The following is a 15,476-nucleotide window of genomic DNA, read 5'->3' on the forward strand; positions in this document are numbered from 1 at the left end:
CCGATGGCCTCTTTCACACCCCGAAGCGGCCCTGTTCGCAAAACGCTGCCGCTTCGGGGCACATCCTTTACCCTCACAATTTTGCATATGTTTGACCCAGATCAAGGTCAGCTCACCCCTTCAGCGTCTATGTTCATCCTGCGAACAGGAACAAACACATGTCAGAAAACCTTCCCCTTTATGCCGCCCAAGAACCGGTTTTTCCCCGGCGCGTGTCAGGCAAATTCCGAAACCTTAAGTGGTGGATCATGGCCGTCACCTTGGGGATCTACTACCTGACGCCGTGGATACGCTGGGACCGTGGGCCAAGCCTGCCAGACCAAGCAGTGCTTATCGACATGGCGCACCGGCGGTTCTACTTCTTTTGGATCGAGATTTGGTCCCACGAGTTTTACTTTGTAGCAGGGCTGCTCATCATGGCCGGTCTGGGGTTGTTTTTGTTCACCTCGGCACTTGGTCGCGTGTGGTGCGGCTACACCTGCCCACAAACCGTGTGGACCGACCTGTTCATTCTAGTCGAGCGCTGGATTGAGGGCGACAGAAATGCCCGCGTTAGGCTCTATAATGCCAAGTGGACACTGAAAAAATGGCGTCTGCGCATCACCAAATGGATTGTCTGGCTTCTGATCGCAGTGGCAACAGGTGGCGCATGGGTGTTCTATTTTGCCGATGCGCCGACCCTGCTGAACCAGCTTGCAACGCTCTCGGCACATCCAGTTGCTTATGGGACGATCACGGTCCTGACTGCCACAACGTTTGTTTTTGGTGGTTTCATGCGCGAGCAGGTCTGCATCTACATGTGTCCATGGCCGCGCATTCAAGCCGCAATGATGGACCCCGATACCCTAACAATCGGCTACCGCGATTGGCGTGGTGAGCCGCGCGGCAAACAGCGCGTCGAAGGCGCCGGAGACTGCATTGATTGCATGGCCTGCGTCAATGTTTGTCCCATGGGAATTGATATTCGCGACGGCCAACAAATGGAATGTATCACCTGCGGGCTGTGTATTGATGCTTGTGATGACGTCATGGACAAAATCGGCAAGCCGCGCGGATTAATTGATTATCTGGCTCTATCAGATGAAACAGCAGAGCGCGCTGGCAATCCCCCCAAAGCAATTTGGAAGCACGTATTTCGCCCCAGAACCATACTCTACACGGCGCTTTGGTCTCTGATTGGTGTGGGTCTTGTGTACGCTTTGTTCGTGCGCACAGACATTGAATTAACCGTCAGCCCCGTGCGTAATCCGACATTCATCGTTCAGTCTGATGGGGCCATCCGCAACGTTTACGAAGTACGCCTGCGCAACAAATTAGGTGAGCCACGCCAGTTTCACCTAAGCCTTTCGAGCGATGAAATTCTACGCATTGACGTTGACGGAACTGATGGTCGCCTGACTTTTGATGTGCCCGCGAATGCCACACAGCTCAAACGTGTCTACCTGACTGCGCGCGCCACGGACCCTGCCGCACGTGCTGCAAACACGCCCGTCCGCATCTGGGTCGAGGACATCTCAAGCACCGAACGCGCCTACCGCGACACCACGTTTAACGGAAAGGTTTCACAATGACCCAAGTACGCCCAAACACACCCACGGCTTTCACGATCAAGGGCTGGCACGTCTTTGCCGTTTTCGCCACGGCCTTCGGGATTATCATCTCCGTCAACCTAACGCTGGCGTTCAACGCAGTGCGCACCTTCCCAGGTCTTGAGGTGAAAAACTCTTACGTTGCCAGTCAGTCCTTCAACCAAGACAGGGCAGCGCAACTTGCTTTGGGCTGGTCTGTCGCCGCCAAAGTACAAAACGACGAGTTAATCTTGACCATTGTGCAAGACGGTAACCCCATCGCACCGCGTATTGAACAAGCTATCTTTGGCCGCGCCACATCTGTTGCCGCAGATCAAACGCCGCAGTTCGTGCACGACGGCATGTCCTTTCGCGCCAAAGTGGTGGCGGGTGCGGGCAACTGGAACTTGCGCCTGAAGGCCCGCGCAGAAGACGGCACCCTATTTCAACAACGTATCATCGTAGAGACCCCGAAATGACAGCCGCCTGCCCTGCCTGCATCGGCGCAACGGGTCCCGCAGAATTTGCGGCAAGCAATGCACCTGATGCGATGCAATTTTCGTTGCCAACAATTCACTGTACCGCCTGTATCGGAAAGATTGAACGCGGGCTGGCCAGCCAAAACGGCGTGCAGTCCGTTCGTGTAAATCTGTCTCTAAAGCGCCTTACAGTAACTGGTCCGGTACAATCAGACGCCATCATATCTGCCGTAAAATCGCTCGGGTTTGAGATATATCCTCTGGATGCTGCGACACTTGCAAACACCACGGATAAAGCAGGCCGCAACCTGTTAATCCGTATGGCCGTCGCGGGCTTTGCCATGATGAATGTGATGCTCTTGTCCGTGGCTGTCTGGTCCGGTGCTTCTGACGCAACGCGCGATTTCTTCCACCTGATCTCGGCTGCGATCGCCCTGCCAACCGTCGCCTATTCCGCCCAACCGTTCTTTCAAAATGCTCTGAGTGCACTGCGTAAAGGTGGTTTGAACATGGACGTGCCAATCTCTCTAGCCATCATATTGGCTGCTGGAATGTCGCTGTTTGAAACCTTGAATGGTGGGGAACACGCCTACTTTGATGCAGCTGTGTCGCTGACCTTCTTTTTGCTAATTGGTCGCTATCTTGACCATCAAACACGCTCTGCGGCACGTTCTGCGGCCAAAGAACTGACTGCGCTTGAAAGTCATACGGCTGACCGTATTCGGAACGGTGTCGCGCAAACGGTGCAACTGTCAGAAGTGGCCATTGATGACATTATCGCTGTCCCCGCAGGCACCCGCGTCCCAGTAGACGGGGTTCTGTTGAGCGAAGCCGCATTGATGGATCGGTCGTTTCTGACAGGCGAAAGTGCGGCCGTGCCCTTGAACCAAGGATCAGAGATTCAAGCAGGTGAAGTGAACCTCGCAGGACCGCTACAAATTCGCGCAACCGCCGTTGGTGAAGACACAACTCTGCGCCGGATGGCAGAACTGGTGGAGTTGGCGGAGAGCGGGCGCAACGGCTATACCGCGCTGGCCGACCGGGCCGCCGCGATCTATGCACCGGCCGTCCACTTGTTGGCATTGCTCGCGTTTTTAGCATGGTGGGTCATCGGCGGCGACGTACGTCATGCCCTCAATATCGCGATTGCGGTGCTAATCATTACCTGCCCCTGCGCCCTTGGTTTAGCAGTTCCAGCAGTCACAACTGCCGCCATCAGCAGGCTCTTCAACTCGGGCTTTCTGGTCAAACACGCCACCGCCCTCGAACGACTGGCGGAGGTGAATTACGTTGTGTTCGACAAAACAGGGACTTTGACGAAACCCGCCGTCCACGTGCCAGAAAACCTTACCAAGTCAGAGCGCGCGGTCGCGCTTGGGTTGGCACAAGTCTCGCACCACCCGATGTCGCGTGCATTGGTTGAGCAATTGCAAACGCAATCTCCCGCCCCCTTGGAGGACATCACAGAAGTTGTCGGCCAAGGTGTTCAGGGGCGATATCTTGCTCAGGAGGTTCAACTTGGACGGGGTCAATGGCTTGGTGCGTCATTTTCGGGGTTGGGCATGCGCATCGGTGACGCAAGCCCAATTCAGTTTGAAGCACCCGAAACCCTGCGGACCGGTGTGCGTGAGGCGTTATCGGAATTGTGCTTGCCTGCAGAAGTTGTCACCGGCGACGCGACCGAGCCTGCGCACAGCTTTGCTAAACGGATCGGACTAAAGATCACTGCAAACGCGCGTCCCGCTGATAAGCTTGAGCGGATCAGCGCGCTGGAGGCGGAGGGTAAACGTGTTCTCATGGTTGGGGACGGGCTGAATGACACCGCCGCATTGGCGTCAGCACATGCATCGATCGCGCCGGCCTTGGCGCTTGAGGCATCGCGCAGCGCATCTGATGTGGTCATTTTGAAAGACAACTTTACCGCACTGCCCATGGTTTTGCGCGTTGCCAAGGCGACCCAAGACCTATCCAAACAGAACTTCGCTATTGCAGCGGCCTACAACATGATCGCAATTCCCATCGCGCTTGCAGGGGCGGCGACCCCCCTTGCGGCGGCGCTGGCAATGTCAGTTTCTTCCATTACAGTGTTGCTTAATTCGCAGCGCATGAGATCCGTCAAATGAACGTATTAGTTGTCCTCATTCCGATATCCCTAATCTTGGGTGGGCTCGGCCTTGCTGCTTTTTTATGGGCCGTGAAGTCTGACCAATTTGATGACGCCCAAGGCAACGCAGCCCGTATTTTACTTGATGATGAATGAGGCCCCGCGCCATGACGAACCTTGCCAAGCGGCATTGCTGCGCTTAGGTCTGCCCCATGGCCAAACCAAAGACAGACCCCAATTATAAAGTTATCGCCGAGAACCGCCGCGCGCGGTTTGATTATGCTATCGAGAGCGATCTTGAAGTTGGCATGATGTTGATGGGGTCCGAGGTGAAATCCCTTCGTACGGGGTCGGCCAACATTGCCGAAAGCTATGTGACTGTCGAAGACGGCGAGATGTGGATCGTGAACTCCTACATCAGCCTTTATGCCCAAGCAAAAACTTGGGGCCACATTGAGCGTCGCCGTCGCAAGCTTCTGGCGTCGCGCAAAGAAATTGCTCGGTTGTGGCAAGATGTAAGCCGTAAGGGCATGACGATTGTGCCGCTGGTTGTTTATTTCAATCACAAAGGGCTGGTCAAAATGAAGATCGGCCTCGCCAAAGGTAAGAAGAACCACGACAAGCGTGATACCTCTGCCAAGCGCGATTGGGGGCGTCAGAAACAACGCCTTTTGAAGCAAGGCAGCCAGTAACTTACCGTTTGAGAATTTACAGTTTACTTGGCGCATTCTTGCGTTATGTCGCTGCGCAGACTACCTGTGCCCCGCAACATCTGGAAAGCTGACCTCATGGAAAATGATATAAAATCACTCGTGTCCACTGATTGGCTCGCCGAGCACATCAAGGACCCTGATCTGCGCATTCTGGATGCATCTTGGTATCTGCCTGACGCGGGTCGTGACCCACGGGCTGAATTTGACGCAGCACATATCAAAGGCGCACGGTTCTTTGATATTGATGAAGTCGCTGATCTTCGTTCGGCACTGCCACACACCGTGCCACCAGTTGAGAAATTTATGTCCCGCATGCGCGCGATTGGCGTAGGCGACGGGCATCAGGTGGTGGTCTATGATGGCGCAGGCCTGTTTAGCGCAGCACGTGTTTGGTGGACCTTCCGCCTGATGGGTTTTGAAAACGTCGCTGTATTGGATGGCGGACTGCCTAAATGGCAAGCAGAGGGTCGCCCCGTTGACGCCAAGCCCGCGACAATTCGTGACCGCCACATGATAGTGAAACGCCAAGACCACCTCATTAAGGACGTCACCCAAGTTGCCCGTGCCGCCAAGCTGGAAGATCACACAATCATCGATGCGCGTCCCGCACCGCGGTTTGAGGGCACAGCCCCAGAACCCCGTGAAGGCATGCGCGCAGGCCACATTCCCAATTCGCAAAATGTGCCGTTCTCGACCCTGCTGAACGATGACAAAACTATGAAGACCAAAGCCCAGCTTCAGGCGATTTTTGACGCCGCTGGCGCAGATTTGTCCAAGCCGATTATTACCACGTGTGGCTCCGGTGTGACTGCGTGTGTTCTTGCGCTTGCTCTCTACCGGATCGGCAAAACCGACGCCGCCGTTTATGATGGCAGCTGGTCAGAGTGGGGCATGTACGGCGATCTTCCAATTGCAACAGGACCGGCAGATGCTTGAGAAGCTACAACCCCAAGCGGGCGACAAAATCCTCGCACTCATGGCGGCATACCGCGCTGATCCACGCGACACCAAAATTGATCTTGGCGTAGGGGTTTATAAGGACGCCACGGGACACACACCTATAATGCGGGCCATTAAATCAGCCGAGCACCGCCTTTGGGAGGAGCAAGACACCAAAACATACGTTGGGCTTGCCGGTGATCCAGAGTTCAGCACGGCTATGGCCCGTTTGGTTTTGGGAAATAGCACAAACCTTGATCACGTAGCGGCCGCCGCCACCCCCGGTGGTACGGGCGCCATCCGTCAGGGCTTTGAGTTAATCCACCATGCGAACCCCGATGCGACAGTCTGGATTTCAAACCCCACGTGGCCAAACCACCCCTCTATTCTTAGCTACCTTGGCATACCCACCAAAGAGTACCGCTACTTTGATGCGCAAACACGCGGAACAGATATTGAGGGCATGCTTGCCGATTTAACAGGCGCAAAAGCCGGTGACGTTGTTCTGCTGCATGGGTGCTGCCACAACCCGACCGGCGCGAACCTGACTGCACCTGAGTGGCAGCGCGTTATTGATTTGATGCAAGATCGTGGGCTAATCCCGTTTATCGATATCGCATATCAGGGCTTTGGTGACGGGCTTGAAGAAGACGCTGCAGCGACCCGCACAGTGGTTCAACAGATGCCGCAAACCCTGATTGCTGCAAGCTGTTCAAAGAACTTTGGCATCTACCGCGAGCGGACAGGTGTGCTGATGGCCATCAGCCAAGACGCCGCATTGAAAGAAACGGCTCAGGGCACGCTTGCGTTTTTGAACCGTCAGAACTTTAGTTTTCCACCGGATCATGGCGCACGACTGGTGACGATGATTTTGCAGGACGAAACGCTGCGCGCAGAATGGGCAAGTGAGCTTGAGGAGGTCCGCCTCAATATGCTGGGCCTACGGCAGCAGCTGGCTGATGAAATGAAACGTCTAACTAACTCGGACCGGTTTGATTTCATCGCAACGCACCGCGGGATGTTCAGCCGTATTGGTGCCACGGCAGAGCAAGTCGAAAAGCTGCGCCAAGATCACGGCATTTACATGGTTGGCGACAGCCGCGTGAATATTGCCGGACTAAGCGCGTCAACCGTCCCTGTACTGGCACGCGCGTTGGTTGAAGCAGGCGTATAAATAGAAAAGGCCCCCCACATTGCTGCGGGGGGCAAGTTTTTCGAAAATACCAACGGGAAGGTGTTAGCCTTTCGAGAACTCAGGGTATGCTTCCATCCCCAACTCGGTCACGTCCAAGCCGTTGATTTCTGCTTCTTCGCTGACACGGATGCCGATCACACCTTTCATCAATGTGAAGGCAATCAAGCTTACGACGAAGACGAAGATACCGATTGCTGCAAAGCCGATGAACTGTGTCACGAATGACGTGTCAGCTGTGTAAACCGGCACAACCATTGTACCCCAGAAACCTGCGATCAAGTGAACCGGAATGGCACCGACAACATCGTCAATCTTCAGTTTGTCGAGCATCGGGACAGCAACCACAACGATCACACCGCCAACAGCACCAATCCAAAGTGCACCGAACAATGTTGGGTCAAGCGGACCAGCAGTGATAGATACCAGACCAGCAAGCGCACCATTCAGAACCATTGTCAGGTCAGGCTTTTTGTAGAGAGCTTGTGTCAGCAACAGGGCTGCAACCGCACCGGCAGACGCCGCCATGTTGGTGTTTGCAAAGATACGACCAACGTCAGTGATGTCACCAACTGTACCCGCAGCAAGCTGTGAGCCGCCGTTAAAGCCGAACCAACCCAGCCACAGGATGAATGTACCCAAAGTGGCAAGCGCAAGGTTAGAACCAGGCATTGGAACAACACGGCCGTCTTTGTATTTGCCAATCCGCGCACCCAGAACCAAGGCACCTGCGAGCGCGGCGAAACCACCAGCTGCGTGTACCAAAGTTGAGCCAGCAAAGTCAGAGAAACCCATCTCGGACAACCAGCCGCCGCCCCACTGCCAGCTTGCTTCGATCGGGTAGATGAAGCCGGTCAGGACAACAACAAAGATCAAGAACGGCCACAGTTTTACGCGCTCGGCCAATGTGCCTGAAACGATAGAAGCAGTTGTCGCGCAGAACATCAGCTGGAAGAAGAAGTCAGAAGCAACAGATGCGTAATCCAATGATGCATCAGCAGCACCTAAGCCAACTGGCTCAAGTGATGTGGGGCTAAAGCCACCAAGCCAACCTTCGATGATCCATTCACCTGGGTACATCAGGTTAAAGCCAACGGCCCAATACATGATGCCTGCAAGTGAAAACAAAGCGATGTTTTTAGTAAGCTGAGTGGTAACGTTTTTCGAACGCACCAAACCCGCTTCCAGCATCGCAAAGCCAGCGGCCATCCAGAAAACCAAAAAGCCGCCCACCAAGAACAACAGCGTTGTCATGATGTAGGGGCCGATTTCGTCAAAGCCCGGCGCAGCGTCCTGTGCAAAACCCATGCTCGGCAGCGCAATCGCGGCTGCAGCAAGGGGGAGTGATTTCATAAATTTCATCGGTCCATATGTCCCTTAGTTGGCGCCTTAAAGCGCGTCATCGTTAGTTTCGCCGGTACGGACGCGCAGCGCGCTGTCCAGATCCAGAACGAAGATTTTTCCGTCACCGATTTTGTCGGTCTTCGCTGTGGTCGCGATGGTTTCAACAACCTGATCGACCATGGATGCCGCGACCGCGATCTCCAGCTTTACCTTCGGTACAAAGTTCACTGCGTATTCCGCGCCACGATAGATTTCCGTGTGGCCAGACTGCGATCCGAACCCTTTAATTTCTGTCACCATCATTCCGCGCACGCCGATGGATGTCAGCGCCTCGCGGACCTCCTCAAGCTTGAACGGTTTGATTGCTGCAATAATCAGTTTCACGTGCATCCCCTTGTTGATCTTCTACTCAGACCGCTAAGACAGCGCTCTTTGGATGACCTGAGCGGACACCTAGCGCCCCCTTCAAACAAGAGATCGGCGGATATCTGCTGCGCCGCAGCGTGACTTACTGCCTAAATTTTGAACATTTAGGCGCAATTGTCTAAAAAATAGGCGATTAGAAAAGCTGAAAATAAGAATCACCAGCTAAACAAGACCGATAAAACCCGATACAATTGGGAAAACACCGTCAAAACGGGCAGAGCAGATGGCACCCTCAAATAAACCCCGCAAGCCTCTTGTGGCGGACAAACGCTATTCGAAGCCCGCAAAGCCTGCGGCCAAGAAAGCTAAAAAGCGCAAAGCAAAACCTAAAGCCGCTCCAAAAAAACAGAGTGGCCTTTTTGGCTGGCTTAAGCGCCTGATCAAATGGGTGCTATGGACAATCTGGTCTTTCATCTGGCGCACCGGTGCAGTGATCACCTTACTGATCGTAGGGAGCGCCAGTTATTACGCTGCAACACTACCCGATATGGAGCAGCTTGTTGACGGACGCGCCCGCGGTTCTGTGACCATGTCAGATCGTGACGGCAGAACCTTTGCATGGCGCGGGGACCAGTTCGGCGGCATGGTTACGGCCACCACAGTATCAGCACACCTCAAAAACGCTGTCGTCGCCACAGAGGACAAGCGGTTCTATCGTCATGTCGGCGTATCACCACGCGGGATCGCGTCTGCTGTGCGGATCAACTTACGCGAAGGGCGCGGCCCACTGTCTGGTAACGGTGGCTCAACGATTACGCAGCAAACCGCCAAACTGTTATGCCTCGGTGTACCTTTTGATCCCAACAAATGGAAATCAGAGACCGCCTACGAAGCAGATTGCCGCCGCACCACGCTTTGGCGCAAAGTTAAAGAAGCGGTCTTCGCCCTTGGCATGGAGATCAAATACACCAAGGATGATATTCTGACGGTCTATTTGAACCGCGCCTATCTGGGCGCAGGTAGCCGCGGGTTTGAAGCCGCCGCACAGCGCTATTTCAGCAAGTCCGCCGCAATGGTGAACCCAGCCGAAGCAGCCATGTTGGCAGGACTTCTAAAAGCCCCCTCAACACTTGCGCCCACGAACAACCTGCAACGCAGCCAAGATCGCGCGAACCTTGTGATCGGTTTAATGGAACAGCAAAAGTACCTCACCCCAATCGAGGCCTCGCTGGCACGCGCAACACCAGCAGAGCTTTCACAAGCTGCCAAGCGCACATCGGGGGGATATTTTGCGGATTGGGTCATGGATAGCGGGCCTGAATTCTTCACGCGCTCTACCACGGAAGACGTCATCATACGTACCACGCTTGATCAACGGATGCAGACCGCCGCAGAAGAAGCGCTGCAATATATATTCGAGGAAAAGGTCCGCGAAGGCTCAAAGGCGCAAGCAGCCGTAGTCGTTATGTCTGCAGACGGCGCGGTACGTGCGATGGTGGGTGGACGCGCCACAAACGGCACAGGCGCATTCAACCGTGCCACCCAAGCAAAGCGCCAAGCTGGATCAACCTTTAAGCCGTTCGTCTACGCAACGGCACTTGATCGTGGATACACCCCTGAAGACGTCGTTTTGGATGAGCCCCTGTGCATCGACATCCCCGGGTCAGGCGAGTGGTGCCCCAAGAACTACGCAAAAGAATTCAAAGGCCAAGTTACCCTAACCGAAGCCTTCAAGGATTCCCTCAACATTCCTGCCGTGCGAATTTCCGAAGGATTGGGCCGTGAACGTGTCCGCGAAATTGCGCAGGGCTTTGGTATTCAAAGCGATCTTGCTGCGGGTCCGGCGCTGGCGCTTGGTGCGTCTGAAAGCACACTTATTGAAATGACCGGCGCCTATGCGGGTATTTTAAACGGCGGCTCGTCCGTAACACCCTACGGCTTAATCGAGTTGCGCGTTTTAGGTGACGACACGCCGCTGATGACGCAAACTGGCGGCATTGAGGACCGCGTGATCAGCCGTGAAGCCGCACAGCAACTCACGTGGATGATGTATCAAACAGTCGAAGCAGGCACCGGACGCCGCGCCCGCATCGAAGGCCGGGAAATTGCGGGCAAAACGGGCACCACGCAAGCCGCGCGCGACGCGTGGTTCATCGGGTTTTCCGGTGATTACGTTGCAGGCGTTTGGATGGGGTACGATGACAACACACCACTTAGTGGCGTGACGGGCAGTGGCCTGCCCGCCGAGATCTGGCATGAGACCATGCGACGTATTCTTCAAGATCTACCGGCTGTTCCCCTGCCGATGCAGCCATCAGGTGGCACACCATGGAGCAACCCGCCCCGCGGTTCAGAGCTCAATCGCACCATCCCGCAGCAGCCCCCACCCCAAAACAGCGATGGGTTTGAGGCAACTGCTGAAAACATCTTGATCGACGTTCTGCGAGGACTTCTAGGGGGCAATTAAGCCCTCCCAACCTAGCCCACTCAAGCTATAAAGAGGAAAGGTCGCGTGTCAGCTGATCCAGATTACCGTTGCGACGATCCAGAAGCGCACCGATTTCTGTCTTTTCTGTCCGCGCAAGGCTGATACCTTCAATCAACATATCCGCAAAAAGGCCATTGTCGTTCACACGGAAGGTCACATCAAACGGACGCTCGCCGCTTAACAGTGCCTCGGCGCGGACCTCAAAAAAGCTTTTCACTGATTTTGCAGATTTCACTGTGATCTCACCACCGATGAACTCACGGAAGCGGCGGCCATATTTACGCGAGATATATCCAGCAAATGCTTTGTTATACGCACGGATTTGACCCGACGATGCAGCACGCGCATCAGCGCCCAAAGTAAAGCGTGCGATGCGCTCTACATCTGCGTAGCGCTCAAAAATACCCGCAAATTCGCGGATCATAGCGTTTTCTGAACGGCCAGAATTAATGACCTTATTGATATCCGCCACGACGCTCTGGATAAGACGCTCGGCCTGCGCAGTGGTCAATGCCAGCGCAGGCATGGACAATGCAGCACCCGCAAAAGCAGCAATACCAGCTGTGACAAATGTGCGGCGTGAAAAACTAGTTGAACAGGTCATCATACGTATCCTCGGTTGTACTTTCGGGGCTCGCAACGGGCGTGCCCAACTCAAAACGGCGGCTTTGCAAATAGATGCTACGCGCTTGGGCGTAACTATCGGCGCTCTCATAAAGCACCTGATCAATCACACCGGAAAATGTGTAGCGATCACCAAGACGCGCCAAACCACCGGCAACAGGCGGCACAAGATTTTCGGGCGAGTCTAGATCGTAGCTGAGCGGGTTCGTAAACAGATCAACCACTTTACCCAGCGTTTCACGTTGGGTTGAGGCGCCAAGCAACGGCAACTCAATATAAGCACCCTCGGGGGCACCCCACGTGGCAAGTGTTTCGCCAAAATCTGCGCGCTCTTGCTCAAGCCCCGCCTCGGTTGCTGGATCCAGCAAACCGCCAAGCCCCAATGTCGTGTTCATTGCAAATCTGAAGAAATTGCGCGCAGCGCCGTCAATGTCGCCTTGCAAAAGCGTGTTCACAAACTGGGAAGGCAATGAAAGGTTTGCTGCAAAATTACCAACGCCCGTCCGTACGGTTTGTGGCACAATCGTCCCGTATCCGTTTGAGACCGGACGGAACAGGGCGCGGTCGACGCTTTTGTTAAACCCATGGATTTTGCGGTTCGTTTTTTCAAACGGGTCATGAATTTCCACAGGTGTTTGCGGGACTGAACACGCCGCCAGCGCCCCAATTGCGCAAAGCGCAAAACAACGCAGAACTGTATTTTTTAAGATTTTTGCAAACCGCATATCACGTCCTCACTCATTGAGCTTACCAAATAACGTAAAACCACGAGATTCCCAGTATCGACGTGGGGCCGACATATAAATGTGATAATTGCGCGACAGCGCAACATATCCAAACTTCATCAGCATCGCGGTACTTTGTTTTAATAGAGCCCGCTAATTGTAATTGCCCATGCCCGCGCGCAGGGCTAGCGTTTGATCAAACGTATAGATTACCAGAACAGGACTTTGAGATGAGCAAGATTGAGAAAAAACTAGCGGACCTTGGCGTAACCCTTGCAGACGCACCCGCGCCCGCAGCCAATTATGTGCCATTCGTTCAAGTAGGCGACATGTTGTTTGTGTCGGGCCAAATCAGCCGTGATGACGAAGGCTTGATCACAGGTAAAGTTGGCGATGACCTCAACGTCGAAGCTGGCGCTGCTGCCGCCCGCACCTGTGCAATTGCGCTGTTGTCTCAGATTAAAGCGGCCTGTGGCGGTGATCTGGACCGCCTTGTGCGCGTGGTCAAATTAACAGGCTTTGTGAACTCAACCCCTGATTTCACCGAACAACCACAAGTCATCAACGGATGCTCTGACTTTCTGGTAGAAGCACTTGGTGACATCGGGCGTCATTCACGCAGCGCGGTTTCAGCGGGCGCTCTGCCACTCAATGTGGCGGTCGAAATTGAAGGCATTTTTCAGATCAAATGATGCTGCCACGTTCCTTTCTTGATCGGCCCATAGCGCACCGTGCATTGCATGATGTAACGAACGGTCGGCCCGAAAACAGCCGCGCCGCTATTCGTGCGGCCATCGAGAAAGGCTACGGAATTGAGATTGACCTACAGCTCAGCGCCGACAACCAAGCCATGGTTTTTCATGACTACGGCTTGGACCGCCTAGCGCACGGCAACGGACCAATCAGCATCTATTCCGCGCAAACACTTGATGCAACAACGCTGCGCGGCGGGGATGAGGGCATCCCAACATTTGCCGAAGTTCTTGAATTGGTTGACGGACGTGTTCCACTGATGGTTGAGCTGAAGGACCAAGACGGCCAAATGGGGCCAAACGTAGGTGCTTTAGAACGGGCAACAGCGAAAGCCGCGCACGGCTATTCGGGACCAATCGCGATGATGTCGTTCAACCCCCATTCTGTTTTGCACATGGCCGATCTTATGCCGGAAATCCCTCGGGGCATCACAACCAGCTCGTTCGTCCCTGAAAAATGGGGCCTGCCCGAAAGCATCTGTGCGTCCCTTCGTGACATCCCTGATTATGACCGCGCGAAATGTTGCTTCATCAGCCATGAGGTAGACGACCTGGACCGCCCTCGTGTGGCTGAATTGAAATCCGAAGGTGCAACGATTTTATGCTGGACGGTTAAATCGGCCCAGCAAGAAATCACCGCACGAAAAATTGCCGATAACATCACATTTGAACAATACCTCGCTTGACGCCAATTGAACGGGCACCACCTCAAAACCATGAACAAAGCCCCAGAAATTGAAGTACGTATCGTCAGCCAAATTGCCGAGATTGGCCAAGCAGAATGGGACGCTTGCGCCACCTCTGGCCAAAAGCGCCCCGATGATCCGTTTACGACTTACCGCTTTCTTAAGGCGCTTGAAGATAGCGGATCTGTCGGAACAGGCACCGGTTGGCAACCGCACTATTTGCACGCACTTGAAGGCGGCGAAACAATCGGTGTGGCGCCGATGTACGGCAAATCCCATAGCCAAGGTGAGTACATCTTCGACCACAACTGGGCGCATGCCTATGAACGCGCAGGCGGCAGATATTATCCCAAACTACAGATCGCCGTGCCACACACGCCCGCGACAGGCCGCCGTTTTTTGGTCAAAGACGGACGTGAAGAAGTTGCACGCTCGGCCCTAATGCAGGGCGCTGTGCAGGTGGCGGGAAGTAACGGTTTCAGCAGCCTGCACATTACATTTTGCACAGATGATGAGCGCGCTTTCGGCGCAGAGTTGGGGCTTTTGGAGCGCTCAAGCCAACAATTTCATTGGCTCAACAACGGCTACGCGGACTTTGACGGTTTTCTCAGCAGCCTCTCAAGCCGCAAGCGCAAAAATATCCGCAAAGAACGCGAAAAAGCCCAAAGTTTTGGCGGTGAAATCCACTGTCTGACAGGGGATCAAATCCAACCAGAGCATTGGAACGCCTTTTGGATTTTCTACCAAGACACCGGTGCACGCAAATGGGGCACGCCCTACCTGACCCGCGCATTTTTCGATCATGCCCAACAGCATCTGCGCGATGACATGCTTTTGGTACTTGCGGAACGTGATGGCCAATACGTTGCCGGTGCGCTTAACTTTATCGGTCGCGATGTTCTTTATGGCCGGTACTGGGGCTGTATTGAAGACCACCCCTGTCTGCATTTTGAAGTCTGCTATTATCAAGCGATCGATTACGCGATCAAACACGGCCTGAACCGCGTTGAGGCAGGCGCGCAGGGATCGCACAAACTGGCGCGCGGCTACATGCCTGTCACTACCAACAGCCTGCACTGGATTGCCGATGAAAGTTTCAGCACAGCAATCGCTGATTATCTTCAAGCCGAGCGTGCCGCAGTCGATGATGAGATTGAAATCATGACAGCCTACGGGCCGTTCAAGAAATCCCAGCACGAGGAGCAAGAATGAGCACCCCAATTTCACGCGAAGATTTACAAACCCTACAAGACGCAGGATGGGCACACGATCAGACACGCGATGCGGTGAGCAAATCGTTTCAATTCGCGAACTTCGTTGAGGCCTTTGCGTTCATGACGAAAACCGCTATCTGGGCCGAGAAGTTGAACCATCACCCTGAATGGTCAAATGTGTACAAAACCGTTGATGTTACTTTAACGACCCACGACATACACGGGCTGTCCGACCTAGACGTCAAACTGGCGCAGAAAATGGATGCGCTCGCGAAAGGCTAA

At 54.3% G+C, this 15,476-nt stretch carries 16 protein-coding genes; 12 read left to right on the forward strand and 4 right to left on the reverse strand.

Annotation, left to right across the window (positions count from 1 at the left end):
- The first annotated feature begins 158 nt into the window (after positions 1 to 158).
- The 7 genes from ccoG (at position 159) to OLX08_RS06985 (ending at position 6,977) form a co-directional block, all read left to right on the forward strand.
- The gene (gene ccoG / locus OLX08_RS06955) at positions 159 to 1,571 is read left to right on the forward strand and encodes a cytochrome c oxidase accessory protein CcoG (protein ID WP_391480571.1); all 1,413 of its coding nucleotides are present in this window, start codon (positions 159 to 161) and stop codon (positions 1,569 to 1,571) included.
- A complete protein-coding gene (locus tag OLX08_RS06960; protein WP_391480572.1) occupies positions 1,568 to 2,047 on the forward strand; it encodes a FixH family protein in 480 nt (159 codons plus the stop codon). The genes ccoG and OLX08_RS06960 overlap by 4 nt, the downstream gene beginning before the upstream one ends.
- Positions 2,044 to 4,170, forward strand: a complete 2,127-nt coding sequence (locus OLX08_RS06965; RefSeq protein WP_391480573.1) for a heavy metal translocating P-type ATPase — start codon at positions 2,044 to 2,046, stop codon at positions 4,168 to 4,170. Before OLX08_RS06960 ends, OLX08_RS06965 begins: the two co-directional genes overlap by 4 nt.
- Positions 4,167 to 4,307, forward strand: coding sequence for a cbb3-type cytochrome oxidase assembly protein CcoS (ccoS, locus tag OLX08_RS06970; RefSeq protein WP_048598412.1), 141 nt, complete (start codon positions 4,167 to 4,169; stop codon positions 4,305 to 4,307). Before OLX08_RS06965 ends, ccoS begins: the two co-directional genes overlap by 4 nt.
- A gap of 56 nt (positions 4,308 to 4,363) precedes the next feature.
- Entirely contained in the window at positions 4,364 to 4,843 is a 480-nt protein-coding gene (smpB, locus tag OLX08_RS06975; RefSeq protein ID WP_048598413.1) for an SsrA-binding protein SmpB, read from the forward strand.
- A gap of 96 nt (positions 4,844 to 4,939) precedes the next feature.
- Positions 4,940 to 5,800, forward strand: a complete 861-nt coding sequence (gene sseA / locus OLX08_RS06980; protein ID WP_391480574.1) for a 3-mercaptopyruvate sulfurtransferase — start codon at positions 4,940 to 4,942, stop codon at positions 5,798 to 5,800.
- Complete coding sequence (locus OLX08_RS06985) at positions 5,793 to 6,977, forward strand: aromatic amino acid transaminase (RefSeq protein ID WP_391480575.1); 1,185 nt, start codon at positions 5,793 to 5,795, stop codon at positions 6,975 to 6,977. The genes sseA and OLX08_RS06985 overlap by 8 nt, the downstream gene beginning before the upstream one ends.
- A gap of 63 nt (positions 6,978 to 7,040) precedes the next feature.
- Here the strand turns inward: OLX08_RS06985 and amt are convergent, their stop codons facing one another.
- Complete coding sequence (amt, locus tag OLX08_RS06990) at positions 7,041 to 8,357, reverse strand: ammonium transporter (protein ID WP_177193405.1); 1,317 nt, start codon at positions 8,355 to 8,357, stop codon at positions 7,041 to 7,043.
- Positions 8,358 to 8,384: 27 nt separating this feature from the next.
- Positions 8,385 to 8,723, reverse strand: coding sequence for a P-II family nitrogen regulator (locus tag OLX08_RS06995; protein ID WP_048598770.1), 339 nt, complete (start codon positions 8,721 to 8,723; stop codon positions 8,385 to 8,387).
- A gap of 265 nt (positions 8,724 to 8,988) precedes the next feature.
- On the opposite strand from OLX08_RS06995, the gene OLX08_RS07000 reads away from it, so the two are divergent.
- Entirely contained in the window at positions 8,989 to 11,172 is a 2,184-nt protein-coding gene (locus OLX08_RS07000; protein ID WP_391480577.1) for a transglycosylase domain-containing protein, read from the forward strand.
- 25 nt (positions 11,173 to 11,197) lie between these two features.
- On the opposite strand, the gene OLX08_RS07005 is transcribed toward OLX08_RS07000, so the two are convergent.
- Positions 11,198 to 11,797 (reverse strand): phospholipid-binding protein MlaC, encoded by a 600-nt coding sequence (locus OLX08_RS07005; protein WP_391480579.1) that lies wholly within the window; start codon positions 11,795 to 11,797, stop codon positions 11,198 to 11,200.
- Positions 11,781 to 12,542: a VacJ family lipoprotein gene (locus OLX08_RS07010; RefSeq protein WP_334067006.1), complete on the reverse strand. Its 762-nt coding sequence runs from the start codon at positions 12,540 to 12,542 to the stop codon at positions 11,781 to 11,783. The genes OLX08_RS07005 and OLX08_RS07010 overlap by 17 nt, the downstream gene beginning before the upstream one ends.
- A gap of 230 nt (positions 12,543 to 12,772) precedes the next feature.
- Here OLX08_RS07010 and OLX08_RS07015 point away from each other — a divergent pair, with 230 nt between their 5' ends.
- The 4 genes from OLX08_RS07015 to OLX08_RS07030 are packed head-to-tail and all read left to right on the forward strand — an operon-like array spanning position 12,773 to position 15,476.
- Positions 12,773 to 13,234 (forward strand): RidA family protein, encoded by a 462-nt coding sequence (locus OLX08_RS07015; protein ID WP_391480581.1) that lies wholly within the window; start codon positions 12,773 to 12,775, stop codon positions 13,232 to 13,234.
- Positions 13,231 to 13,980 (forward strand): glycerophosphodiester phosphodiesterase family protein, encoded by a 750-nt coding sequence (locus OLX08_RS07020; protein ID WP_391480582.1) that lies wholly within the window; start codon positions 13,231 to 13,233, stop codon positions 13,978 to 13,980. The genes OLX08_RS07015 and OLX08_RS07020 overlap by 4 nt, the downstream gene beginning before the upstream one ends.
- 30 nt (positions 13,981 to 14,010) lie before the next feature.
- Positions 14,011 to 15,192, forward strand: coding sequence for a GNAT family N-acetyltransferase (locus OLX08_RS07025; RefSeq protein ID WP_391480584.1), 1,182 nt, complete (start codon positions 14,011 to 14,013; stop codon positions 15,190 to 15,192).
- Complete coding sequence (locus OLX08_RS07030; RefSeq protein WP_391480585.1) at positions 15,189 to 15,476, forward strand: 4a-hydroxytetrahydrobiopterin dehydratase; 288 nt, start codon at positions 15,189 to 15,191, stop codon at positions 15,474 to 15,476. The genes OLX08_RS07025 and OLX08_RS07030 overlap by 4 nt, the downstream gene beginning before the upstream one ends.

Origin of the sequence: Nereida ignava (assembly GCF_047114695.1) — a bacterium.
GTDB classification, from domain to species: Bacteria; Pseudomonadota; Alphaproteobacteria; order Rhodobacterales; family Rhodobacteraceae; genus Nereida; species Nereida ignava.

Bases quoted from the DNA above. Each gene is read 5' to 3' on its own strand.
- ccoG (WP_391480571.1), top strand. From the start codon at position 159: ATGTCAGAAAACCTTCCCCTTTATGCCGCCCAAGAACCGGTTTTTCCC.
- OLX08_RS06960 (WP_391480572.1), top strand. From the start codon at position 1,568: ATGACCCAAGTACGCCCAAACACACCCACGGCTTTCACGATCAAGGGC.
- OLX08_RS06965 (WP_391480573.1), top strand. From the start codon at position 2,044: ATGACAGCCGCCTGCCCTGCCTGCATCGGCGCAACGGGTCCCGCAGAA.
- ccoS (WP_048598412.1), top strand. From the start codon at position 4,167: ATGAACGTATTAGTTGTCCTCATTCCGATATCCCTAATCTTGGGTGGG.
- smpB (WP_048598413.1), top strand. From the start codon at position 4,364: ATGGCCAAACCAAAGACAGACCCCAATTATAAAGTTATCGCCGAGAAC.
- sseA (WP_391480574.1), top strand. From the start codon at position 4,940: ATGGAAAATGATATAAAATCACTCGTGTCCACTGATTGGCTCGCCGAG.
- OLX08_RS06985 (WP_391480575.1), top strand. From the start codon at position 5,793: ATGCTTGAGAAGCTACAACCCCAAGCGGGCGACAAAATCCTCGCACTC.
- amt (WP_177193405.1), bottom strand. From the start codon at position 8,357: ATGAAATTTATGAAATCACTCCCCCTTGCTGCAGCCGCGATTGCGCTG.
- OLX08_RS07000 (WP_391480577.1), top strand. From the start codon at position 8,989: ATGGCACCCTCAAATAAACCCCGCAAGCCTCTTGTGGCGGACAAACGC.
- OLX08_RS07005 (WP_391480579.1), bottom strand. From the start codon at position 11,797: ATGACCTGTTCAACTAGTTTTTCACGCCGCACATTTGTCACAGCTGGT.
- OLX08_RS07010 (WP_334067006.1), bottom strand. From the start codon at position 12,542: ATGCGGTTTGCAAAAATCTTAAAAAATACAGTTCTGCGTTGTTTTGCG.
- OLX08_RS07015 (WP_391480581.1), top strand. From the start codon at position 12,773: ATGAGCAAGATTGAGAAAAAACTAGCGGACCTTGGCGTAACCCTTGCA.
- OLX08_RS07020 (WP_391480582.1), top strand. From the start codon at position 13,231: ATGATGCTGCCACGTTCCTTTCTTGATCGGCCCATAGCGCACCGTGCA.
- OLX08_RS07025 (WP_391480584.1), top strand. From the start codon at position 14,011: ATGAACAAAGCCCCAGAAATTGAAGTACGTATCGTCAGCCAAATTGCC.
- OLX08_RS07030 (WP_391480585.1), top strand. From the start codon at position 15,189: ATGAGCACCCCAATTTCACGCGAAGATTTACAAACCCTACAAGACGCA.